We start from the raw sequence: 23,516 nt of genomic DNA, 5'->3' as shown, positions 1-23,516 counted from the left end.
TTTCATGGCGCCGCGCCCCATCCCCCGGCTCGAGCTTACCGACGTCACCAAGGCCTACGGCTCGCTCCTCGCCGTCGACGGGGTGTCGCTCGCCGTCGCGCCGGGCGAGGTGCACGCGGTGCTCGGCGAGAACGGTGCCGGCAAGTCGACGCTGATGAAGATCCTCTACGGCGTCGTCCACGCCGACGCTGGCCGTGTTCTGTGGAACGGCGAGCCGGTCACGATCGCAACGCCGACGGCCGCACGGCGCCTCGGCATCGGCATGGTGTTCCAGCACTTCTCGCTGTTCCCGTCGCTGACGGTGCTGGAGAACCTCGTCGTCTCGCTGCCCCGCGGCCGCTCGGCCGCGGCGATCGCCGCGGCGGCAACGGCCCTTGCGGGACAGCACGGCCTCGCCGTCGACCTTCGCCGCACCGTCGACACGCTGTCGGTCGGCGAGCGCCAGCGCGTCGAGATCGTCCGCTGCCTGCTGCAGGACCCGCGGCTCATCATCCTCGACGAGCCGACCTCGGTGCTGACGCCGCAGGCGGTGGAGGAGCTGTTCGCCCTTTTGCGCGCCCTCGCCGCCTCGGGCTGCAGCATCCTCTATGTCAGCCACAAGCTGCACGAGGTGCGGGCGCTCTGCGACAGCGCGACCATCCTGCGCCGCGGCCGCGTCGTCGACCGCGTCGACCCACGCGGCGAGACGGATGCGAGCCTCGCCGAGCGGATGCTCGGCAGCGTCGTCCCGCCGCCGTCCCGCCGGACGGGCACCGCCACCGCGCGCGACCGGCTCGCCGTCCGCCGCCTCGACCGCCCGGCGGAGACGGCTCACGGCGTGGCGCTGCGGGGCGTCGAACTGACCGTGCGGGCGGGCGAGATCCTCGGCGTCGCCGGCATCGCCGGCAACGGCCAGGCGGAACTGCTCGAGGCGATCTCGGGCGAGTGGCGCGGCCCGGCGGAGGCCGTGGCAATCGATGGTGCGTCCGCCGGTTCGCTCGGCCCGGTCGAGCGGCGCCGGCTCGGTCTCGTCGCCATCCCCGAGGAGCGGCTCGGCCACGGCGCCGTGCCGGCGATGTCGCTCGCCGACAACGCGCTGCTGACGACCGCCCACCGCGGCCTCGTGCGCCACGGGCTGATCGACCGCCGCGCCGCCGCCGCCGAGGCCGCCCGCTGCATCCGTGACTTCGACGTGCGCTCCGGCACGCCGCGGACGGCGGCGCAGGCGCTGTCGGGCGGCAACCTGCAGAAGTTCATCGTCGGCCGCGAGCTGTCGCAGGCGCCTGGCGTCGTCGTCGCCCACCAGCCGACCTGGGGCATCGACGTCGGCGCCGCTGCCGCCATCTACGCAGCCCTCGCCGCCATGCGCGACGCCGGCGCGGCGATCCTGCTCGTCTGCGAGGACCTCGACGAACTGTTCGCCGTCTGCGACCGCATCGCCGTGCTGTCCGCCGGCCGGCTGTCGCCGCCGGTGGCGATCGGCGAGGCGACCGTCGAGGCGATCGGCCGCCTGATGGCGGACGGCGGCCACCACCCCTCGCCTGTCTCCGGCGCTTCCCATGCCGTTCACGCTTGAGCGCCGCCCGGCGCCGTCGCCGGCCGCCCGTGTCGCCGCGCCTCTGCTTGCGGTGGCGCTGACGCTCGTCGGCGGCAGCGCGCTGTTCGCCGCCCTCGGCCACGCGCCGGTGGCGGCGCTCCATGCCTTCCTGATCGCGCCGCTGGGTGACCTCTACGGCCTCGGCGAGCTCTGCTCGAAGGCGGCGCCGATCATGCTGTGCGCCACCGGCGTGGCAATCGGCTTCCGCGCCGGCGTGTGGAACATCGGCGCCGAGGGACAGCTGATCCTCGGCGCGATCGCGAGCGGCGTGGTGGCACTGAACTTTGGCGCGAGCGGCAGTCCGCTGGTGCTGCCGGCGATGCTGCTGGCCGGCGCGCTCGGCGGCATGGCGTGGGCGGCGATCCCGGCCTTCCTGAAGGTGCGCTTCAACGCCAGCGAGATCCTCGTCACGCTGATGCTGACCTATGTCGCCGGCCTGCTGCTGAGCGCCCTCGTCTACGGACCGCTGCGCTCGCCGACGGGCTTCAACTGGCCGGAATCCTCGGCTTTCGCCGCGGCCGCCCGCCTGCCGCGGCTGGTGCCGGGCACCCGCCTCAACATCGGCTTTCCGATCGCGCTCGTGGTCGCGCTCGCCGCCTGGTTCTTCGTCGCGCGCACCCACCTCGCTTTCCGCATGCAGGTCGGCGCGCTGGCGCCGCGGGCGGCGCGCTATGCCGGCTTCTCGCGCTCGCGGGCGATCTGGGCGGCGATGCTGATCGGCGGCGCGACGGCGGGGCTCGCGGGGACCATCGAGGTCGCCGGCACGATCGGCAAGCTGCGCGAGGTGGTGTCGCCGGGCTACGGCTATGCGGCGATCATCGTGGCCTTCATCGGCCGGCTGCACCCCGTCGGCATCGTGCTCGGCAGCCTCCTGATGGCGCTCCTCTATCTCGGCGGCGAGAACGCCAAGGTGGCGCTCGGCATACCGGCGGCGGCGACCGGCATCTTCCAGGGCCTGCTGCTGTTCAGCCTGCTCGTCAGCGACAGCCTCGTCAGCTGGCGCGTGCGCTGGCGATCACCAACTCCGTCCGCACGCGAGGTTGCCGACCGTGGCTGACCTCGCTGTCGCCATCCTTCTTGCGACGCTCGCCGCCGGCACGCCGCTGGTGCTGGCCGCCCTCGGCGAGCTCGTCACCGAGCGCACCGGCGTGCTCAACCTCGGCGTCGAGGGGATGATGCTGGTCGGCGCCGCCACCGGCTTCGCCGCCGCGGCAGAGACCCACTCGATGCTCGCCGCCGCCGTCGCCGGCTCTCTGGCCGGCGCCGCGCTCGCGGCGCTCTTCGCCTTCGTCACTCTGGTCTGCCGGGCGAGTCAGGTGGCGAGCGGGCTGGCGCTGACGATCCTCGGCATCGGCCTCAGCGCGCTGATCGGGGCCGGCTATACCGGCGTGGCGCTGCCGGCCGACATCGGCGCCCTGCCCGCCTGGCTCACCACGGTGCCCGGCCTCGGCCCGGTGCTCGCGGCGATCGAGCCGTTCACGGCGCTGTCGGTCGCGCTCGCCGTCGGCGTCTGGTGGTTCCTCGCCCGCACCCGCTCCGGGCTGATCCTGCGCGCCGTCGGCGACGCGCCGCAGTCCGCCGTCGCCGCGGGCTACCGGGTGGGTGCGATCCGCTGCGCTGCCGTGCTGTTCGGCGGCGCGATGGCCGGGCTCGCCGGCGTTTATCTCTCGGTTGTCTACACGCCCGTCTGGGTCGAGAACATGACGGCGGGGCGGGGCTGGATCGCCATCGCGCTGGTGGTGTTCGCCTCGTGGAGCCCGTTGCGCGTGCTCGCGGGCGCCTACCTGTTCGGCGGCATCACCATCCTGCAGTTCCACCTGCAGGGCGCCGGCCTCGGTCTGCCGACGCAGGTGTTCTCGATGCTGCCCTACCTCGCCACCATCGTGGTGCTGGTGGTCGTCTCCTCGACAGCGGTGCGCACGCGGCTCCGGGCCCCCGCCTCGCTCGGCGGCCCGCTCGGCGGCGAGGGCTGAGCCGGGAGCCCTCCGGGCACGTGGGGTCGACACCCGCCGGTCGTGCCGCGCCGGGCGGCGCGACCACGCACGCGACGGGGCGCTCTTTGGCACTTGCCCCCGGCACCGTTCTTGCTTCCAATTCGGGCGATGGAAGCCGCCTCCACCCACCTGCCGCTGCGCCTCGATACCGCCGACGTGGCGCCGATGCGCCGCGTCGAGACGTGGCGGGACGTCATGTACAGCCTGTGCTGCCCGATGACGTGCGAGGCGCCGGGCCGCGATGATTTTCGCGCCCGCCTGATCGCAACCGACATCGGCCCGGTCGGCGTGCGGCACATGTGGTCGGACCCCTACCGCTGCCGGCAGACGCAGGGGACGCTCGCCCGCGCCCGCCGCCGCCTCTACGTGCTGACGGCGGCGACCGGCGGGGCCTTCCGCATGACGCAGTACGGCCGCGAGGTGGTGATCGACGCGGACACGATCTCGCTGCACTCGACCATGGACCTGCTCGAGTTCGTGCACGAGATGCCCTCGAGCGCGCTGATCGTGACGATCCCGGCCGAGCAGCTGAAGCAGCGCCTGCCGACCCCGGAGGACTATTGCGCCCGCCCCATCCGCCGCGACGGGGTGCTGGCGAGCATCTTCTTCGACACGCTCGATTCCGCCGTGCGGCACCGTGCAGGGCGCGATCCGGGCGTCGCCGGCGCGGTGTCCGAGCGGCTTCTCGATCTGCTGGCGAGCACCTTGGAGCACGAGGCGCCGGCGCGCGCCTCCTCCGTCAGTGCCGTCGGCGCGACACATCTTCGCCACGCCAAGGCGTTCGCCGCCGAGAACCTGCACCGCCCCGACCTCGGCCCGCAGACAATCGCCGCGGCGCTCGGCTTCTCGGTGCGCTACCTGCACCACCTCTTCCAGGACGAGCCGGAGACGATCGGCGTCTTCCTGCGAAACCGCCGGCTTGCCAAGGCGCAGGCGCTGCTGTCGGATGCCGGTTTCGCTGCCCTGTCGGTGTCGGAGATCGCCTTCCGCGTCGGCTTCCGCTCCGACAGCCACTTCGTCACCGCCTTCAAGGGCGCCTTCGGCCTGACGCCGAAGGCCTTCCGCCAGCAGGCGGCGAAGACTGCCGCGGGCGAGCCGCCCGCCTTGCCGCCGGCCGCGTTGCCTCACGGCGCACAAAGCGCTTCGCGCGGCTGAAGCCCCCGCATTCGAGCTTGCCGACCCAGCGCGGGTGGGGCGCAATCGGCGAGGGCCGTCCCGTGGCGGTGCGCAGGCGTGGCTCGAACATGGCGAGGTGGTGAGATGCTCGGTCGTCCGGCACGGATTGTCAGTGCGCTGGCAGCGGCGCTGCTGTTGTTGGGGCAGGTGGTGGCCGCGCCGGCCATGGCGGCCGAGGCGCTCAAGGTCGCCTTCGTCTACTTCAGCCCGGTCGGCGACACCGGCTGGACCGCCGAGCACGACAAGGGCCGCAAGGCGATGGAGGCCAACCTCGGCGACAAGGTCGAGGCGAAGATCGTCGAGAACGTCGCCTTCGGGCCGGATTCTCTGCAGGTGATCCGGCAGCTCGCCGCCGACGGCTATGGGCTGATCTTCACCACCTCGTTCGGCTTCATGGACCAGACGCTCGAGGTGGCCGAGCTCTATCCCGACACGAAGTTCATGCATCTCGACGGCTACAAGACCGCCGAGAACATGGGCACCTACTCGCTGCGCTACTACGAGTCGTCCTATCTCGCCGGCATGGCGGCCGGCGCCGTCACGAAGGGCGACACCATCGGCTACGTCTCGTCGTTCCCGCTGCCGGCGGTGATCCAGATCATCGACGCCTTCACCCTCGGCGCGCAGGCCATGAAGCCCGGCGTCAAGGTGAAGGTCGTCGAGGTGAACTCCTGGTACGACCCGGGCCGCGAGAAGGAGGCGACCGAGGCGCTGTTCTCGCAAGGCATCGACGTCGTCGGCCACGTCACCGACTCGACCGCCCCGACGCTCGCCGCGGAAGCCGCCGGCAAGTACGTCGTCGGCTTCCACTCCGACCGCACCAGCTACGGGCCGAAGTCGCAGCTCACCGCCGTCATCCCGGTGTGGGGCGACTTCTACACCAAGGTCGCGACGAGCGTCATCGACGGCACCTGGACGAACAAGCCGGAGTGGCTGTCGATGCAGGACGGCGCGCTCGCCATCGCGCCGCTCGGCGCGGCCGTGCCGAAGGAGGCGGCCGAGAAGATCGCCGCCGTCGAGGCCGAGATCCGCGCCGGCACGTTCAGCCCCTTCCAGGGTCCGATCAAGGACCAGGCGGGCACGGAGCGGGTGAAGGACGGCGAGACGCTGCCGGACGAGCAGCTCTACGGCATCAACTGGTATGTCGAGGGCGTCGAGGGCACGCTGCCGCAGTGAGCGGCGCCGCCCTCGTCCTGACCGACCACCGCACCGCCGATCAACGACGCGGGCCACCCCGGAGGCCCGCGGACAGCGGAGCCTCGCCGTGTCGACCACCGAGCCACCGATGACGGACGACGCCGTGCTGGCCGCCGAGTGGCACCCGGTGGCGCGCTCGGCGGACATCACCGACCGCCCGCACGCGGTCCGGCTGCTCGGCGTCGACGTCGTGCTCTGGCGCTCGCCGGACGGCCTGCGCGCCTTCGAGGACCGCTGCGCCCACCGCGGCGTCAGGCTGTCGCTCGGCAAGGTCACGGACGGGCGCCTCGCCTGCCCCTATCACGGCTGGGAGTATCAGGCCGACGGCGTCTGCGTGCGCTATCCGGCGCACGAGCGCCAGAAGCCGTCGCCGCGGGCGCGCGCCACCACCTTCCGGGCGCAGGAGCGTTACGGCCTCGTCTGGGCCTGCCTCGGCGAACCGGCGCACGACATCCCGCCGTTCCCCGAGATCGACGTCGGCACGCACCATCTCTTCTTCGGCGGCGCCTTCGCCTACGAGACGAGCGGGCCGCGGGCGATCGAGAACTTCATCGACGTCTCGCACTTCCCGTTCGTGCACGCCGGCGTGCTCGGCTCGGAGGAGCACACCGAGATCGAGGACTATGACGTCGACGTCGGCGAGGACGGCCTCTCGGTCCGCAATGTCCGCGTCTGGCAGCCGCAGCCGACCAACACGATGGCCGCCGGCGGCGCCCATGTCGGCTACGAGTACTCCGTGCCGCGGCCGCTGACGGCCCGCCTCGTCAAGGACGTCGGTCTTACCAACCGCCACGGCGCGCCGGCGACCGAGGCAATCATGCTGACGGTGACACCGGTCGAGCCGGAGCGCGGCATCGGCTGGGTGCTGCTCGCCTCCAACTACGACGTGCTCTACGGCGAGGAGGAGGTGCAGGCCTTCACGGCGCTGATCATCGGCCAGGACGTGCCGATCGTCGAATCGCAGCGCCCGAAGCGGCTGCCGTTGACGGTCGGTCGCGAGTTGCACGTGCACTCCGACAAGACCGCCGTCGCCTACCGCCGCTGGCTCTCCGCCCTCGGCCTCCGCTACGGCACCATCGTCTGAAGCACCCGACCGCCGGGCGGGTGGCGATTCACCTCGACGGGGTCCGGCCGGGAGCGGCGCGGGCGGCACCGCAGTGGCAGCCGCCGCCGGCGCAGCGAGCGTCGGCGGCGTGTCCTCCCCGATCGAAGACTTGATGTCTCAGTTCTTCATCTGGAAGGTTTCGAGGCTGGCGGCGTTTGCAGCATCGACCAGCACGCAGTCCATCGAGATCTTCTCATCGACACCCGTCGAACCCGTCTTGATGTACTTGTCGGCGAGCTCGACTGCATACTGCGCCTGGCGATAGGCCGGCTGGAGAACCGTAGCCACGATCTTGCCGGCGAGAATGGCATCGCGGACATCGTTGGATCCGTCGAAACCGACGACCTTCACATCCTTGCGGCCGGCGGCCTCCAGGGCTGCCAGTGCCCCCATGGCCATGGTGTCGTTGCCCGCGATGACGCCCTGGATGTCCGGATTGGCCTGCAGGATGGATTCCATCTTGCTGTAGGCCTCCGTCTGGCTCCAGTTAGCGCTCTGTTGAGCAACCATCTTCATGTCCGGATACTGGTCGATGACGTCATGGTAACCCTTGGAGCGGATGCCGGCGTTGGTGTCGGATTCCTTGCCGAGCAACTCGACGTAGTTCCCTTTTTCACCCAGCGCCGCAACGAAGGCTTCTGCGCCGAGCGTCGCCCCCTGATAGTTGTTGGAGACGATCTGGACGGCGGCGACGCCCTTGGCGTTGATCTCGCGATCGATGAGGAACGAGGGGATCCCCGCGTCCTTGGCCTTCTGCACCGCGGCCACGGAGGCGTCCGCTCCGGCGTTGTCGAGCACGATCGCTGCGGCCTTGGAGGCAATGGCGACGTCGATCAACTCGTTCTGCTTGTTGGCGTCATCGTCGTGAGAATAGACCTTGGTCGCGTACCCGAGTTCTGTCGCCCTCGCCTCGGCACCTTTGGCTTCGGCAGCGAAGAACGGATTGTCGTGGCTCGGTGTGATGATGACGATCAGTGGCTCGGCGGCGCGCACGCCCATGCTCGAGATCGTCAGGGCTCCGAGCGCGACGGCTGCGAATAGTGTCGAGAGCTTCATGAACGTCCCTCCCTGGGGGATCGCCGAGGGGCGACCCCGGTTGCCAACCAGCTCTTTCGTCTGGTGTGGATTTTTTTCGTTATATGAGGATTATATCGCAGTCCTGCAGTCGTCAATGCGGCTCTGCTTCCGACATGCCAAGAATCCGGCGGCACTGTTTCGCTCTGGGTGGCGCGTGTTCACGGCGCGCCGCGCGGAGATCTCCTCCGCAGGCCGGCTCGATCCCAAAGGATTTCAGCGCGCGACAATCACCTCGATGCCGCGGCGCTCGAACTCGCTACGGTCATCCGATCGGATGCCATCGTCGGTAATCAGGCAATGCACGACAGAAATAGGCCCGAGCGCTGAAAAGGACGTGCGTCCGATCTTCGTCGAATCGGCCAGGAGGTAGACCTTCGACGCTGCCTTGATCATCGCCCGCTTGACATGCAGGTCGGCGAGCGAGGGATAGGTGAGACCCGCATCGAACGAGATCGATGCGGTCGCCAGAAACAGCTTCTCGGCAAAAATGCCGTCGAAGAAGTCGACCGACTTCTCTCCGGTCAACGACAGCGTCGGCGCCTTGAACTGTCCACCCGGCATGTGGACCGTCATCGACGGCAATGCTCCGAGCAACAACGCGATATTGATGGCATTCGTTATAATGTTAAGATGTTCGTGACCCGTCAAGCAATTCGCAAATTCAGTGGTCGTCGAACCGGAGTCGATAATGATCGTTGCGCCATTCTCGACTTCCGCAGCAGCGGCGCGGCCGATCTTTTTCTTCTTCTCCATGTTGGAGATGTGCTGGAGCGACAGCGACTGAACTTGCTGTGGCACGGACTTCAGGTAGGCGCCACCGTGCTCACGGACAATGAAACCATCGGCGTCGAGCCGCTCGAGGTCCTGGCGCACCGTCGCCTCGGAGACACCGAAGGCGACGGAGAGGTCCCGCACGCGCGCGCTGCCCTCTTCCTGCAGCCACTCGAGAATGCGCATGCGCCGCGGCTCGGCCAGCAGGTTGGCCCGCGCGGGATCGGTCGCGGTGCGGCGTGCGCGAGTGCGTGCTGCGCCGCGCGCCGGATTGCCTGGGTGCTGGTCGGTCATTCCCGCTCTGCCGCGCCTCACGACGGTCAGCCTTGCCGGTCGCGTGCGGCGAGTCTGCGCTGGAGCTGATCAAGAACCACGGCCGCGATGATGACAAGTCCCTTGATCACCATCTGCCAGAATTCGCTAACACCCATCATCACCAGGCCGTCGCTGAGGACGCCGATGACGAAGGCGCCGACGATGGTTCCACCGATCCGTCCGTAGCCGCCGGACAGGGATGTGCCGCCGAGCACCGCCGCCGCGATGGCGTTGAGCTCGAACGTCTCGCCACTCGCCGGGTGCGAGGCGACGAGCTGGGAGGAGACGATGAGCCCGACCACGGCGGCACAGAAGCCGGAGATCATGTAGACGGCGAGCTTCACCCGGTCGACCCGGACACCGGACAGTGCGGCCGCCCGTTCGTTGCCACCGACGGCATAGACGCGCCGACCGAAGGGCGTGCGCTGGGCAATGTAGGCGGCGATGACGGCGAGCACGACGAGAATGAGGACGGAAAAGGGAATGCCGAACAGCGTGCCCGAGCCGATGACCGGGAAGCCCTGGTTGCCGAGCTCCGGCTTGCCGACCAGGTTCGGGAACGTGGCGCCTCCCGAGAGCAGCAGCGCGGCTCCCCGCGCCACGTACAGCGTGCCGAGGGTCGCGATGAAGGGCGCCACACCGAGCTTCGTGATCAGCAACCCGTTGATGGCGCCGATCGCCGTTCCAACCGCGAGCGCGATCAGCACGACCTCGAAGACGTTGAAATAGATGATGACGCCGACCGGCTCGATCCAGAGGCCGTGGGCGATGAGCCCGCCGGCCACCATCCCCGTCAGCCCGACGATCGAGCCGACCGACAGGTCGATGCCCCCCGTCAGGATGACGTAGGTCATGCCGATCGCCAGGATCGCATTGATGGCCACATGCTTGGAAATGATGACGGCATTCGCCACCGACACGAAATTCGGAGCCATGACCGCGAAGAAGACCGTCACGGCGATCAGGGCGATGAAGGTCCGCAACTTGAGGATCAGCAGCAGCGCCGAAACGTTGCTGGCAGCGGGGGGCTTCGCGACGGTATCGGACATCTTGGGCTCCCTCACGCTGCGGTGACGACGGCGGACGGCGGAACGCGCTTGTCGGTCGATGCGCGGACCAGCGCCTCGTCCGTCGCCGCCTCCGCCCGGAAATCCGCGGTGATGCGCCCGTAGGCCATCACCAGGATGCGGTCGGCGACGCTGTGGGTTTCCTTGAGGTCCGACGTGGTGAAGACGACCGTCATGCCGGCGTCTGCCAGTTCACGCATCGTCCGGAAGACTTCGGCCTTGGCGCCGATGTCGATGCCGCGGCTCGGTTCGTCGAGGAGAAAGACCCGCGGTTGCGTCAGGAGTGACCGGCCGATGACGACCTTCTGCTGATTGCCGCCGGACAATGAGGTGATCGGGGCGGCGATGCCGGCCGTCTTGATGTGGAGCCGGCGGGCGACGTCGCCGAGCAGCCGCGCCTCCACCGACCGCACGATGGTGAAGAGCCGCGTGAAACGTCCGAGGCTGGACAGCCCCAGATTCCCCCCGACGGACAGGTTCTGCACCAGGCCGTCGCGCTGTCGATCCTCCGGCACAAGAACGATCCCGCGCTTCAGGCGCTCCGCGACCGGCAACTCACCGATCTCGGTTCCGTCGAGACGGACACGGCCGCCGGCATGACCGCGCAGCCCGTAGAGGCTTTCGAAGAGCTCCGTGCGGCCGGCACCAAGCAGTCCGTAGATGGCCGTGATCTCGCCAGCCCGGAACTCGACCGACACGTCGTCGACGGCAAGGGAGCCTCCTCGGCGGGTAACGCTGAGCCCATCGACGGCGAGTGTCACCTCCCCCGCCGGTCGTTCCGCCGGCCGCCGCTCCGCCACATGGTCGGAGCCGAGCATCTCGCGGATGATCCAGCCGATCGACACCTGCGCCTTGGTGGTCGTCGCCTGCAGACGCCCGTCACGCAGCACCGTGAAGTGGTCGCCGATGCGCACCAGTTCCTCCAGCCGGTGCGAGATATAGATGACTGCGACCCCGGTTCGCTTCAGTTCGCCGATCACCCGGAACAAGACCTCGACTTCGGAAGCGGAGAGTGCGGAGGTCGGCTCGTCCATGATCAGGACGCGGGCATCGTCTGCGAGTGCCTTGGCGATCTCGACGATCTGCTGCTGGCCGATCATCAGGTTCGCGACCGGGGTGTCCGGATCGATGTCCGCTTCCAGGCGCGCCAGCAGTTCTCCCGCCCGGCGGCGCTGGGCGCCTCGATCGACATGGAAGCCGGCGACGGTGATATCCCGTCCGAGAAAGATGTTCTCTGTCACAGACAGGTTCGGACAGAGATTGAGCTCCTGGAAGACGATGCCGATCCCTTGTCGCGCCGCATCCCGAACCGACGTGAAGACAACAGGCCGACCTCCCATCGTGATGGTGCCCGAGCTCGGTTGCTCGACGCCCGCCAGGATCTTCATGAGGGTCGACTTGCCGGCACCATTCTCGCCGATCAGAACGTTGACCGATCCCGCATGGACGACGAAATCGACGTCCTGCAGTGCCACGGTTCCCGGGAAGCGCTTGGTGATGCCGTCTGCCCGCAGGACGACATCGGGATCGCTCACGCTCGGCCTCATGACGGCCCGACCTCGAGAACGACCGGCGTCACGAGGATCTTGTCGGAGGGCGAGGTGAGACTGACGACGCCGATGAAGTTCGCCGTTCCGCCGGCGACGGCCGTCGCGGCCGGGTCTGCGATGGCGGCCAGCACCAGGGCGTTCAGGGCCTTGCCCATCTCCGCGTAGTCGAGCTGGTTCTCGAAGTCCTCGAACGAGACGAACGGCAGGCTGTCCCGCACGGAGTTGCCACGAATGACCGGTCCGATCTGCAGGACGATGTCGCGGGGCGGCGATGTGCCGTCGAGCGTGAGGGTGATCGTGCCCGCTCGCGACGCCGTGTTCTTCTCCACGATCTGTCCGCCGCCGCTGACAACGAAGGTCCAGGGCGCACCCTCGGCATTCTGCCGCCGACCGTAGAGCGGGCCCGCCGTCGACAACCCGCCGTCGATGGCCGCGAGAACCTCGGGAAGCGGCCGAGCCGCCTCGGAGAAGAAGGCGCGCCCCTGCCCCTCCCAGAGGACTGCCGCTTGCGCCCCCATGTCGGGCTTCTGGTTGCCCGCGACATGGTCGGCAATGGGAACGATCTTGCAGCCGGCGAGTAGCGCCAGGGCTGCCACGAGCAGCGCCGGCGCCCAGGGTCGCACACGCATTCCTTCGGCCCTCCCGATCGCGACATTCTTGGATCATCGCGATTTTTATTGTTTTTGAGTCGTGCCCGAAGACGATTGCGTTGTCAACGCACGCATGATTCAGTCAATTTCGGACTTAACTCATTGAAAAATAGTCTATTCATGGATTCATGACAAGATGCAGAATTCCTGATTTTCCGCTATTGCCGCTCTTCGACACGGTCGGTTAGATTGCCTCAAAACAAGGAGGCGCTTGCCTCCCAAGGATGTTCGGGAGGACACCATGAAGCCGATGAGCCGGACCGTCACACTCGGGCTGATCGTCACCAGCCGGGCGTTCTTCAATGCCGCCTACGCGCCGGCCGCGCGCGCCGATCTGATCGCCCAGTGCGAGCGCCTCGGGATCGGCTATCGAATCCTGCCGGCCGACGCGACACCGAACGGGGCCGTGGAGACGCGGGCGGACGCCCACAAGTACGCGCAGTTCTTCAGAGCGCATCGCGACGAGATCGACGGCTTCGTGGTCTCATTGCCAAACTTCGGCGACGAGATCGCCGTGGTCGAGACGATCGCCCTCGCCGATCTCAAGGTGCCGATCCTGCTGCAAGCCTGCAACGACACTATCGATGCGGTCGACCTCAAGGGTCGCCGCGACGCGTTCTGCGGAAAGATCTCGGTCACTAGCAACTTCTACCAGTACGGCATCCCTTTCACCGACACGACGTCGCACACGAGCGATCTCGACAGTGCGGAGTTCGCCGACGATCTCGACCGTTTCGTCCGCGTCTGCAGGACCGTTCGCGGGCTCCGGCGCGCCCGTATCGGGGCGATCGGCGCGCGCACGGCCCCGTTCCAGACGATGCGCTTCTCCGAGAAGCTCCTGCAGGCGAGCGGCATCTCCGTCGTCACCGTCGATCTCTCGGAAATCATCGCCGATGCAACGCGGCTCGGCGACGAAGACCCGCAGGTGAAGGAACGGCTCGACGAGATCTTCGCCTACGGCCGCATTCCACCGACGATCATGCGCGAAAACATCGTCCGTCAGGCCTGTTTCGGCGTCGCCGTCGATCGCTGGATGGCCGCCAACGAGTGTGACGCCTCCTCGATCCAGTGCTGGACCTCGATGCAGGAGAATTTCGGCTGCGCCACCTGCCTGTCGATGTCGATGATGGGAGAGAAGCTGCAGCCGAGCGCCTGCGAGGTCGACGTCGCCGGCGCCCTGTCGATGTACGCGCTGGCGCTCGCCGCCGGCACGCCGCCGGCGCTCCTCGACTGGAACAACAATTACGGCGACGCCGTCGACAAGTGCGTGTGCACCCACTGCGGCAACTTTCCGAAGAGCTTCATCGGCGAGGAACCCGAGATCTCCAACCTCGGCGTCATCGGCACGGTCGTCGGCCCGGAGAAATGCTTCGGGGCCGTGAAGGGCAAAGTGCAACCGGGCCCCCTCACCTACTTCCGCCTGTCGACCGACGACCGCCGCGGCCAGCTCAAGACCTATGTGGGCGAGGGAGCCTTCACCGACGACCCCTTCGGGATGGACGGAGGGATCGCCGTGACGGAGGTGCCACGCCTTCGCGAGCTGCTCGGCTTCATCTCGCGCAACGGCTTCGAGCACCACGTCGCCATGGTGCGCGGCTCCTGGGCCACCGTCGTGGAGGAAGCCGTCGGGCGCTATCTCGGGTGGGAGATCTACCGCCACGAGGCTGTCCCGACCATCGTCCCGCCCCCGCCATCCCTGCGTTGACGACAGGGCATCGGTCGCCTCGCCCCGTCACGGGCCCGCTCGCCGCGCGCGGGTCAGTCTGCCGGCAGGGGGTCGGTCAGAAATATCCCTCCCGCTTCTGGCGCTCGAGCGAGCCGGCGTCGCTGATGCGGCCGCGGCGCTCCGACGTCGAGGCGAAGAATGTCTCCTCGGCGACGGCTGAGACATCGTCCGCCTCGGACGCGACGGCGGCGGTCACGGGCCAGCAGCCGAGGGTGCGGAAGCGGACCTTGCGCGTCACGACCGGCCCCTCGAACCAGGCGGCGACCCGCTCCGCGTCCTCGACAGGAATGAAGCGTCCGTCGGACTCGATGACGCGGCGCTCGGCGGCGAAATAGAGGGGCACGAGCTCGATGCCGCGGGCGAGGATGTAGGCCCACAGGTCCTGCTCGGTCCAGTTGGAGATCGGGTAGGCGCGGATCGACTGGCCGGGACCGAGGCGCCAGTTGTAGGCGCTCCAGAGCTCGGGGCGCTGGTTGCGCGGGTCCCAGCCGTGGCCGGCGCTGCGCACCGAGACGATGCGCTCCTTGGCCCTCGAGGCCTCCTCGTCGCGGCGCGCACCGCCGAAGATGACGTCGTATCCCCCGGCATCGAGCGCCTGCTTGAGGGCGTCGGTGCGCATCGTCGTCGTATAGACGTCGCCGTGATCGACTGGATTGAGGCCGGCTCGCCTCCCCTCCTCGTTGGCGTGGACGCGGAGCTCGAAGCCGTGGCGGCCGGCGAAGGCGTCGCGGAACGCCAGCACCTCGGCGAACTCCCAGGTGGAATCGACGTGGAGCAGCGGCAGCGGCGGCCGCGAGGGATGGAAGGCGCGCAGGGCGAGGTGCGCCAGCACCGTCGAGTCCTTGCCGCCGGAGAACAGTAGCACCGGGTTGCGCGCCTCGGCGACGCCATCACGAAGGATGGCGATCGCCTCGCTTTCGAGCCGGCTCAGCGAGGGCCCGAGGCTCATGCCGCCACCCCGATCGGGGTGGCGGTCGCCGCAGCGGCGGGCGGAACGTCCTGCCACGCGAGGCCGCCGACATAGCGGTGCGCGACCATGCCGTTCGCGCCGATCGCGAGCAGGTGGACCCAGCCGTTGTCGACGAGCTGGCGCAAACCCTCGTGGCTCTCGATTACCGCATTGATCGCGGCCACCGGCGCCTCCACCAGCACCGACAGCCGCAGCGGCTCGTGGACGAGGCCGCTGCCGTCGTGCACCGACTGCCACGGCAGGCCCGTGCGCAGGTCGCCGCCCGTGCCCTCCAGCACCCCGAGGGTGCCGACGACGTTGTGCAGCACCTTGTTGCCGCTGCCGAAGACGCGGTTGTCGACCGAGGAGGCGTAGTACTGCAGGTTGATCCACGAGGCGACGATCACGGGCGCCGTCAGGATCAGCTTCAGGGTGGCGAAGTCACGGTCGGCCCGCCAGTCGTAGGTGTGCAGGAACACCCGGCCGTCGAGGTCGCGGCCGAGGGTGCGCTCGCGCGGCGCGGCGACGAAGGCGGCACAGCGCGCCAGCCCCCACTCCGGCCGCACCTGGCTCCAGTCGGTCGCCCGGGCGGTGACGGCGGCATCGACCGTGCGCCCCGGGGCGACGCCGAGCAGGGCCGCGCGCTCCGCCCGCGCCCGCCGTCCCGCCACGGCCAGCCAGCCGGCAAGGCGCGCGAGGTCGGCGCGGTGGGTGTCGGCTGCCGCGTCCGTCTCGTAGAGCGTGACGGTGTCGGTGGTGGTGTCGTGCAGGCCGGCGACGAAGAGGGTGTCGTCCGGGATGGCGATGCCGCGCGCCCGCAGGCCCTGCCGCACCGCCGGGTCGTTGAACAGCGCCGCGGCGACGCGGGCGCTGACCTCGCCGGACTGGCCGCCGCAGGCACCGCAGTCGAGGCCGTGGGCATAGGGGTTGTTGGCAGTCGTCGCGCCGTGGCCGGCGAGCAGGACGAGGCGTGCGAAGCCGTCGGTCATCGACATCGCCCTCAGCACGCCCTCGGCGAGGTCAACGCGGGCCGTGACGGCGAGCGGCGCAGCCTCCGTCGTCTGCAGCGCGAACGCCGTCTTCAGCGTCGCCCCCGCCTTGCCCCGCTTGGTCTCCGCGCGGGCGCCGGACTTGCCGGCCGCAAGCGTGCGCGCCAGCAGGCGGCCGGCGTAGGTGAGGCCCGTCGTCTCGACGAAGGTGAACGCCGACACGGCGGCCGTGCGGAAGGCCTGCCACGCGGCGCGCCAGATCTTCGCCCCGGCGAGCCGGGCGAGCCGCTGCTGCCGTTCCCCCGGCGCGGCCGGACCGGCCGGCTCCTCGCAGGCCAGCAGCGACGGGCGCAGCAGCACCGGGCAGCGGGCGCTCGCCGCGCTATCCCCGAACGGCACCACCGCGGCGGGCACGCCGAAGAAGCCGGCGAAGCCGCCGGTCTCGATCTCACGCGTGGTGTTCTCGAGGGCCCGCCGGAACACCTCGGAGCGCACGTCGATGCAGAACACCGCCTGCACCGCCGGCCGCGCACGGGGAACAGGGGCGGCAGCGGGGGCGGCGGCGAGTTGCCGGAACAGGTCGCGCTGCCAGGCACGCTCGAGGGCGATTTGCAGCACGGCATCGGTGTCGAGGGTCGCGGCGGTCGCGGGCCGCGCGTCGGCCGCCGGCTCGAAGCCGGACTGCGCGCTCTCCCACGCCGCGACGAAGCCGGGCCGCGAGCGGAAGGCCTCGTAGAGACCGACCTCGAAGGCGGCGCGGACGGCGAGGAACTCGACGAGGGTGCGGTCGCCACCGCCGGCGAGTTCGGCCTGCCACAGCCGCCAGCGGGCGTGACCGGCCCAGCCGCCGACCGTCATCAGGAGCCGGTGGAAATAGTCGGGAAGGGCCCGGTCGGGGACGCCGAGCCGGGCGGCAGCGGCCGCGAGCAGGTCCTCGGCACGGTCCGGCAGGGTGGCGACGAGGGCCCGGAACCCGGCGACGCCGGCGATCTCCGGCGTCCGGTCGATCCGGGCGACGGCGCGCCACGCGGCGAGCAGGCCCCGGGTGCGCCACGGGGCCGGCCACGACGCCTGGCCGGCATCGAAGGCGTCGGCGGCAAAGGCGGAGAGCCGCTCGGTGACGAAGCCCTCCCAGTCGCGGCCGGTGATGGTCGCAGCCACGCCGGCGACGGTCGGCAACGGTGCCGGCGCCGCCGCCTCGGGACCCGGAGCCTTCAGGGCCGCCAGGATCGCCTCCGCATCGGTGGGACCGGCCTCGCCGGTCCCGGAGGACGCCAGGGCCGCGCGGATGTCCTCGACCGTCAGCCGGCCGCTCGCCAGCGCTTCCCGGTAGAAGGCGCGCGGCATCGTCAGGCGCGCGCCGGCGACGCGGGCCATCAGTGTCGCCGCGTCCTCGAGCGGCCGCTCGGCGAGGCCGAGGAAGGGGTTGACGGCAACGAAGCTCTGCAGCGGGAACAGCGGCGCGATGCGCCGGCAGGCACGCTCGGCGGCGACGGTGACGGTCGCGAGAGCGGGATCAGCGACCGGGGCGGCGCCGGCCGGAAGATGGCTGGTGTCGTGCTTCATGGTCGGGCCCTCAGAGCGTGCGGGTGGCGACGGGGAGCGCGCCGATCAGGCGATCGAACAGCGCATTGGCGTAGAGGCCGTTGGCGAGGTGGACGCGGGTGGCGGCGACCAGCGGCAGGTCCGGTCGGGCGGTCGCCAGCAGTTGCAGGCCGCCGACAGCGGCGAAGGACGCGACGGCGAGCGCCATCACCGCGACCGCCACCGCGTCCGGGGCGGGCGGTGCAGGCAGCACCGCCGCCATCGTCGTCGCCGCCAGCGCGTGCAGGGCGAAGTAGGCCGCCACCACCGCGACGGCGGCGACGAGCACCGGCAGGGCGGCCGTCCGCGGTCCGGCGAAGCCGTCCGCCAGCAGCAGCGCCAGGCCGAGCGCCAGGATCGCACCGAAGGTGATGCCGGCGGCGGTGGCGGTCTCGCCGCCGATGAGCCAGCTCACCGCGGCGACGACCGCGAGGGCCGCTGTCAGCCCGGCGAAGACAACCGCCGGCCGGCGGCCGCCGTCGTCAGCACGGCGCGGCGCTGGCGCCTCGGCGGCGCTGCCGGACGACAGGAAGGCGTAGGCCTTGTAGAGGGCATGGGCGAGGATGTGCAGGACGGCGAGCGCGAAGGCGCCGAGGCCGCACTGCAGCAGCATGAAGCCCATCTGCGAGACCGTCGACCAGGCGAGCGAGACCTTCACGCTCGTCTGCGTCAGCATCACCGCGGCCCCGAACAGCGCCGTGAAGCCGCCGACGAGCGCCAGCGTGTGCATCGCCGGTGCCGACAGCAGCAGAACGTCGGCGAAGCGGATGGCGAGGAAGCCGCCGGCATTGATGATGCCGGCATGCAGCAGCGCCGACACCGGCGTCGGCGTCTCCATCACCTCGGTCAGCCAGCCGTGCGTCGGGAACTGGGCGGACTTCAGGAGGGCCGCGCCGACCACGAGGAAGGCGACCGCCGTGGTGACGGCACCGCCCTCCGCCCCGCGCGCGGCGGCGGCGATGGTGGCGATGTCGCCGGTGCCGAAGCGCCAGACCATCAGCGCGGCCGCGCCGATCAGCAGGACGTCGCCGAGGCGGGCGGTGAGGAACTTCTTGTGGGCGGCGATCCGGCCGCGCGGCCGGTCGGGGTAGAACACCAGCAGGCGATGGAGCGCGAGGCTGGTGGCGATCCAGGCCGCGACCAGCAGCACGAGGTTGCCCGCCGTCACCAGCAGCGATACCGCCGCGAGTGTGGCCGCGAGGCCGCCGAAGAAGCGGCCCTGGCCGTCGTCGCCGTCGAGGTAGTTCTCGCTGAAGCGCAGCACCACCGCGCCGACGAACGTCACCAGCAGGAACATCGCCGCCGACAGCGGGTCGAGGCGCAGCGACAGCCCGAGCCCCCCGGCGCCGGCGAGCGGCGACGTGGCCGAACCGTACAACGCCACCAGCACCGCGGTCGCGACCGCCGAGGCCACCGCCAGCGGGCCGACGAGGCGCGCGGCTGCGAGAACCCGGCGCGGCCGTCGCCCGGGCTCGGCGAGCGAGAGCGCGAACAGGCCGAGATAGGCAAGCGGGGCGATGAGCGGCACGAGAGTGGCGAGCGTCGGCATCGGCGGCTCCGGCGTCGGGGAAACGATCCCGGAGAGCTACCGGCCGGCGTCTCTTGCGTAAAATTCATTGTTTGCAATCAAACGATATGCAAAACAGAACGCCGCCATGCGGACGCTGAACTACAACCACCTCTTCTACTTCTGGTCCGTCGCCCGCGACGGCAACCTGACGCGGGCCGCCGAGGCGCTGGCGGTGTCGCAGTCGGCGCTGTCGGTGCAGATCCGCAAGCTGGAGGCGCAGCTCGGCCACGACCTGTTCGAGCGCCGCGGCCGCACCCTCGTCCTCACCGAAGCCGGCCGCATCGCCCTCGACTATGCCGATGCGGTGTTTGCCGCCGGCGAGGAGCTGTCGGCGACGCTGCGCGAGCACGGCGCGGCGCAGCGCCGGCGCGTGCGCGTCGGGGCCATCGCCACCTTGTCGCGCAACTTCCAGATCGACTTCCTGGAGCCGATCGCGAGCGATCCCCACGTCGAGCTCAGGCTCGTCTCGGCCACCCTGCGCGAGCTCCTCGAACAACTCGAGGCGCACCACCTCGATGTCGTGCTGACGAACCAGATCCCCGCCCGCGACGCGGATGCGACGTGGGTCCCTTTCCTCATCGCCGAGCAGCCCGTCAGCCTCGTCGGCAGCGCCGATCTCGTCCCCGCCGGCGCCACGCTGCGCGACCTCCTCGACACCGTGCCGCTGATCCTGCCGACCCACGAGAGCGGCATCCGCGCCGGCTTCGACTCGCTGGCCGTGCGGCTCGGCGCCGAGCCGAAGGTGATGGCGGAGGTCGACGACATGGCGATGCTGCGCCTGCTCGCCCGCAAGCGGACCGGCATCGCCGTGGTGCCGCCGATCGTCGTCAAGGACGAGCTCGCCACCGGGGAACTCGTCGAAGTCGCCAGCCTGCCGGGGCTGCACGAGACCTTCTACGCCATTACGCCGGAACGCCGCTTCCCCAACCCGCTGCTTGCACGCCTGCTCTCCCCCGGCGGTTGAGCCGAGGCCTCCCGCCCGAACTCCGCCGCTGCACTTTTCTGGGGCAGCGCTGCCACGATCGTGGCCAGCGAGCGGAACAAATCGACTCCTCTCGTGTTCGAAAGAAGATCGGAGCCAAGTCGATGGCCAAAAACGGGTCGCGGACCTTACCCGCGCTCCGGCCGTCGTCGGCTGCACTCACAACAACATGGGAGATTGCCCGCGATGACGCAGCAAACTGGGATTGGCGACGCGCGGGGGCCCTCCACCTCGTCCGGCGGCCTGGGCGACCGGATCGAGCACGAGAAGCAGGACGCCCGCACGGCGACCCGCGAATTCACCGACGACGTCAAGGACAAGGCCGGCAAGCTCGCCTCCGACGCCAAGGCGGCGGCGGGCGAAAAGGTCGAGGAGGCCCAGCACGGCATCGGCGCCGGACTGAAGTCGATCGGCGGGGCGTTCCGTGCCGCGAGCGACCATCTCTCGAGCGAGCATCAGGCGACGGCCTCGCGCATGGCGAAGGAGGCCGCGACCGGTATCGATCGCCTCTCCGACACCCTTCAGAACCGCTCCCTCGACGAGGTGATCGGGGAGTTGCGCGGCTTCGGCCGGCGCAATGCCGGCGGACTGTTCGCCGGCTCGGTGCTGGCGGGCCTCGCGCTCGGGCGGCTGATCAAGCTCTCCGCGAAGACCGGCACGTCCGGCGATGGCGCAGGCGAGACGTCGAGAGCCGCATCTTCCGCGACGACGGGGACCGCCGGCGACCGTTCGACCGGCGACCGTTCGACCGGAGGCCCGGCCGGTGCTGGCTCGACGGGCCGTGACTTCGGCAGCAGCGGCATGGCCGGCACCGGTGCCGGCAGCGGCAGCTCGACCCGCGGCGTCGCCGGATCGGGTGGCGGCGTGGCCGGCTCGACCGGTGCCAACACCGCCGGCTCGGCCGGCGGCGGCCCGGTGGGCGCCCCCGTGAGCGACCCGGCCCGCCCCGGCGCCGGCCGTGAACCGGCAGCGGGTGGCCAGTCGGGCACGTCCGGCGGCCCGGTCGGCATCGGCTCCAGCCACAACACCTCGGGGAGCACCGCACGATGACCGGCAACACGGACCAAGGCATCGTTTCCCTGATCGGTGACCTCGCCGATCAGGCCTCGACACTGGTGCGCACGGAAGCCCGGCTGCTGCGCGCCGAGCTCTCGGAGAAGGTGTCCGAGGTCGGCTCCTCCCTCCTGCAGATGATGGCAGGGGCGATGTGCCTGCTCGCAGCCCTTCTGGTGCTGCTGCAGGCCGTCGTCATCGGCCTCGCCGAACTCGGCCTCGGGATGGGCTGGGCGTCACTCATCGTCGGCATCGCGGTGGCCATCGTCGGCGCCGTCACCGCGCGGATGGGGTCGGCCAAGCTGCAGGCGGAAAACCTGACGCCGACCCGCACCAAAGACCAACTCGAAAGCGACGCACGCGTCCTGAAGGAGCAGATCCGATGACCGGCGAATCCATGGCCGAACTCGAGCTCGAAGCCGAAGCCGCGCGTGCCCGCATGGCCGAGACCGCGAGCACCATCCGCAGCAAGCTGACCGCCGGCCAGATGCTGGACGAATTCTCCGGCATGGTCTCGGGCGGCGACCTCTCCCAGGGCCTCGGCAAGCTGAAGGAGCAGGTTCGCGACAACCCGCTGCCGCTGACGCTGATCGGCGCCGGCATCGCCCTCCTCGCCTTCGGGCCCCGCACCGGTGGCTCGTCCGTCGGCAGCGCGATCGGCTCGATGTTCGGCAACGGACGGTCGCGGGACGAACACGAGCACGATCCGCAGTTCGCCGGCCGCGCGTACACCGGCGGCAGTGGCCAGGACAGCGGCCGTCGCCCCGCCGACCCCTTCGCCGCCATGGAGAATGACGGCAGCGCGAGGGACGGCGACGGCCTGGCCGCCAAGGCGTCCAACGCCGCCCATGCCGCCGCCGACGGAGTCCGCTCCGCCGCCGGCACCGTCCGCTCCGCCGCCCACGATGCTGGCGAGCGCGTCAGCGATGGCGCGAGCGACCTGATGGAGACCGCAGACCGCATCGGCCACGAGATGCTGTCCGGCGCCGCAGCCAAGACCAAGGCGGCCAAGTCGGCGGCGGCCGATGCCCTCGACCAGGAGCCCCTTGCTCTCGGCGCCCTCGGCCTGCTCCTCGGCGCCGTCCTCGGCGCGACGCTGCCCGTCAGCGACTTCGAGGAAGAGCAACTCGGCCCGCACGCCCGCAAGCTGCGCGCAGGCGCCGAGGACCTCGCCGAGCGCGGCCTGAAGGGCGCCGGCACCGTCGCCTCCAAGACCTATGAGGCGGTGCGCGACGAGGCCGATCGCCAGGGCCTGCGTCCGGGTGACGGCGAGACCCTCGCCTCGCGCGTCGGCGAGGTGGTCAAGGCGGCCACGGAGACGGTCGACGAGACCCTGCGCGATGAGCTCGCGCCCCGACAGGACGCACCGCCGCGCCAGGACCAGGAGACGCGCGCCCGCACCTGAGCGGCCGTACGCTTCCTGACATTCAAAGACTGAGGAGACCACATGCGCGCGCTGGTTTGGCACGGCAAGGAAGACATTCGGTGTGACGAGGTTTCCGACCCCGAAATCGAAGACCCGCGCGACGCCATCATCAAGGTCACGAGCTGCGCGATCTGCGGCTCGGACCTTCACCTCTACCACAACTTCATCCCCGCGATGCTTCCTGGCGACATCATGGGGCACGAGATGATGGGCGAGGTGGTCGAGGTCGGCTCCGGACTGAACGGCACGTTGAAGAAGGGCGACCGGATCGTCGTGCCGTTCACCATCCACTGCGGCGAGTGCGAGCAGTGCCGGCGCGGCAACTTCTCGGTCTGCCAGCGCAGCAACCGCAAGAAGGCGTTGGCCGACAAGGCGTTCGGCCACGCCACCGCGGGCCTGTTCGGCTACTCGCACCTGACCGGCGGCTATCCCGGCGGTCAGGCCGAGTACCTGCGCGTGCCGTTCGCGGACCAGACCCACATCAAGGTCCCGCAGGGCATCTCCGACGAGAAGCTGCTGTTCCTCGGCGACATCCTGCCGACCGGCTGGCAGGCGGCCGTGCAGTGCGACATCACCCCGACGGACACCGTTGCCGTCTGGGGCTGCGGCCCCGTCGGCCAGATGGCGATCCGCAGCGCCATTCTGCTCGGTGCGAAGCAGGTCGTCGCGATCGACCATCTGCCCGAGCGGCTGTCGATGGCGCGCGCCGGCGGCGCCATTACCATCGACTTCTCCGAGGAGAGCGTCATCGAGCGCCTC

20 protein-coding genes are annotated in these 23,516 nt (G+C 70.1%); 12 read left to right on the top strand and 8 right to left on the bottom strand.

Annotation, left to right across the window (positions count from 1 at the left end; translation table 11 throughout):
- Positions 1 to 4 precede the first annotated feature (4 nt).
- From RUR49_RS04500 to RUR49_RS04475, 6 genes are all read left to right on the top strand, one after another.
- Positions 5 to 1,555 (top strand): ABC transporter ATP-binding protein, encoded by a 1,551-nt coding sequence (locus tag RUR49_RS04500; RefSeq protein WP_409145098.1) that lies wholly within the window; start codon positions 5 to 7, stop codon positions 1,553 to 1,555.
- Positions 1,539 to 2,633 carry an ABC transporter permease gene (locus tag RUR49_RS04495; RefSeq protein ID WP_409145097.1) on the top strand — a complete coding sequence of 365 codons (1,095 nt, stop codon included), beginning with the start codon at positions 1,539 to 1,541 and terminating at the stop codon, positions 2,631 to 2,633. The genes RUR49_RS04500 and RUR49_RS04495 overlap by 17 nt, the downstream gene beginning before the upstream one ends.
- Positions 2,626 to 3,549, top strand: a complete 924-nt coding sequence (locus RUR49_RS04490) for an ABC transporter permease (protein ID WP_409145096.1) — start codon at positions 2,626 to 2,628, stop codon at positions 3,547 to 3,549. Before RUR49_RS04495 ends, RUR49_RS04490 begins: the two co-directional genes overlap by 8 nt.
- 129 nt (positions 3,550 to 3,678) lie before the next feature.
- Positions 3,679 to 4,725 (top strand): helix-turn-helix domain-containing protein, encoded by a 1,047-nt coding sequence (locus RUR49_RS04485; protein WP_409145095.1) that lies wholly within the window; start codon positions 3,679 to 3,681, stop codon positions 4,723 to 4,725.
- Between the two features lie 105 nt (positions 4,726 to 4,830).
- Positions 4,831 to 5,922: a BMP family ABC transporter substrate-binding protein gene (locus RUR49_RS04480; protein WP_409145094.1), complete on the top strand. Its 1,092-nt coding sequence runs from the start codon at positions 4,831 to 4,833 to the stop codon at positions 5,920 to 5,922.
- Positions 5,923 to 6,010: 88 nt separating this feature from the next.
- Positions 6,011 to 7,027, top strand: coding sequence for a Rieske 2Fe-2S domain-containing protein (locus tag RUR49_RS04475; protein WP_409145093.1), 1,017 nt, complete (start codon positions 6,011 to 6,013; stop codon positions 7,025 to 7,027).
- A gap of 138 nt (positions 7,028 to 7,165) precedes the next feature.
- Here RUR49_RS04475 and RUR49_RS04470 read toward each other — a convergent pair whose 3' ends face one another.
- From RUR49_RS04470 to RUR49_RS04450, 5 genes are all read right to left on the bottom strand, one after another.
- Complete coding sequence (locus RUR49_RS04470) at positions 7,166 to 8,104, bottom strand: D-ribose ABC transporter substrate-binding protein (RefSeq protein WP_409145092.1); 939 nt, start codon at positions 8,102 to 8,104, stop codon at positions 7,166 to 7,168.
- A gap of 234 nt (positions 8,105 to 8,338) precedes the next feature.
- Positions 8,339 to 9,190 carry a DeoR/GlpR family DNA-binding transcription regulator gene (locus tag RUR49_RS04465; protein ID WP_409145091.1) on the bottom strand — a complete coding sequence of 284 codons (852 nt, stop codon included), beginning with the start codon at positions 9,188 to 9,190 and terminating at the stop codon, positions 8,339 to 8,341.
- 26 nt (positions 9,191 to 9,216) lie between these two features.
- Positions 9,217 to 10,260: an ABC transporter permease gene (locus RUR49_RS04460; RefSeq protein ID WP_409145090.1), complete on the bottom strand. Its 1,044-nt coding sequence runs from the start codon at positions 10,258 to 10,260 to the stop codon at positions 9,217 to 9,219.
- A gap of 11 nt (positions 10,261 to 10,271) precedes the next feature.
- Positions 10,272 to 11,813, bottom strand: coding sequence for a sugar ABC transporter ATP-binding protein (locus RUR49_RS04455; RefSeq protein ID WP_409145089.1), 1,542 nt, complete (start codon positions 11,811 to 11,813; stop codon positions 10,272 to 10,274).
- An 8-nt stretch (positions 11,814 to 11,821) separates the two neighbouring features.
- The gene (locus tag RUR49_RS04450) at positions 11,822 to 12,457 is read right to left on the bottom strand and encodes a DUF2291 family protein (RefSeq protein WP_409145088.1); all 636 of its coding nucleotides are present in this window, start codon (positions 12,455 to 12,457) and stop codon (positions 11,822 to 11,824) included.
- A gap of 262 nt (positions 12,458 to 12,719) precedes the next feature.
- Between RUR49_RS04450 and RUR49_RS04445 the strand changes: the two genes are divergently transcribed.
- Positions 12,720 to 14,183 carry an L-fucose/L-arabinose isomerase family protein gene (locus RUR49_RS04445; RefSeq protein WP_409145087.1) on the top strand — a complete coding sequence of 488 codons (1,464 nt, stop codon included), beginning with the start codon at positions 12,720 to 12,722 and terminating at the stop codon, positions 14,181 to 14,183.
- Positions 14,184 to 14,259: 76 nt separating this feature from the next.
- Here the strand turns inward: RUR49_RS04445 and cysD are convergent, their stop codons facing one another.
- Genes cysD through RUR49_RS04430 form a run of 3 tightly spaced genes read right to left on the bottom strand, consistent with a single transcriptional unit; the run spans position 14,260 to position 19,275 of the window.
- Positions 14,260 to 15,153, bottom strand: coding sequence for a sulfate adenylyltransferase subunit CysD (gene cysD / locus RUR49_RS04440; protein ID WP_409145086.1), 894 nt, complete (start codon positions 15,151 to 15,153; stop codon positions 14,260 to 14,262).
- A complete protein-coding gene (locus RUR49_RS04435; protein ID WP_409145085.1) occupies positions 15,150 to 17,708 on the bottom strand; it encodes a YbcC family protein in 2,559 nt (852 codons plus the stop codon). The genes cysD and RUR49_RS04435 overlap by 4 nt, the downstream gene beginning before the upstream one ends.
- A 10-nt stretch (positions 17,709 to 17,718) precedes the next feature.
- Positions 17,719 to 19,275 carry an NADH-quinone oxidoreductase subunit L gene (locus RUR49_RS04430; RefSeq protein ID WP_409145084.1) on the bottom strand — a complete coding sequence of 519 codons (1,557 nt, stop codon included), beginning with the start codon at positions 19,273 to 19,275 and terminating at the stop codon, positions 17,719 to 17,721.
- Between the two features lie 106 nt (positions 19,276 to 19,381).
- Between RUR49_RS04430 and RUR49_RS04425 the strand changes: the two genes are divergently transcribed.
- From RUR49_RS04425 to RUR49_RS04405, 5 genes are all read left to right on the top strand, one after another.
- Entirely contained in the window at positions 19,382 to 20,260 is an 879-nt protein-coding gene (locus RUR49_RS04425) for a LysR family transcriptional regulator (RefSeq protein WP_409145083.1), read from the top strand.
- Between the two features lie 204 nt (positions 20,261 to 20,464).
- A complete protein-coding gene (locus RUR49_RS04420) occupies positions 20,465 to 21,328 on the top strand; it encodes a hypothetical protein (RefSeq protein ID WP_409145082.1) in 864 nt (287 codons plus the stop codon).
- Positions 21,325 to 21,717, top strand: a complete 393-nt coding sequence (locus tag RUR49_RS04415; protein ID WP_409145081.1) for a phage holin family protein — start codon at positions 21,325 to 21,327, stop codon at positions 21,715 to 21,717. The genes RUR49_RS04420 and RUR49_RS04415 overlap by 4 nt, the downstream gene beginning before the upstream one ends.
- On the top strand, positions 21,714 to 22,736 hold the full coding sequence (locus tag RUR49_RS04410; protein ID WP_409145080.1) for a hypothetical protein: 1,023 nt from the start codon (positions 21,714 to 21,716) through the stop codon (positions 22,734 to 22,736). The genes RUR49_RS04415 and RUR49_RS04410 overlap by 4 nt, the downstream gene beginning before the upstream one ends.
- Positions 22,737 to 22,778: 42 nt before the next feature.
- A partial coding sequence (locus tag RUR49_RS04405) for an alcohol dehydrogenase catalytic domain-containing protein (RefSeq protein WP_409145079.1) occupies positions 22,779 to 23,516 on the top strand: 738 nt, incomplete at its 3' end.

Origin of the sequence: Pseudoxanthobacter sp. M-2, assembly GCF_046156265.1 — a bacterium.
Classification (GTDB): Bacteria; Pseudomonadota; Alphaproteobacteria; order Rhizobiales; family Segnochrobactraceae; genus CAMDHY01.
The sequence above is the reverse complement of the archived record's forward strand: the minus strand, read 5'-3'. Positions and strand labels throughout refer to the sequence as shown.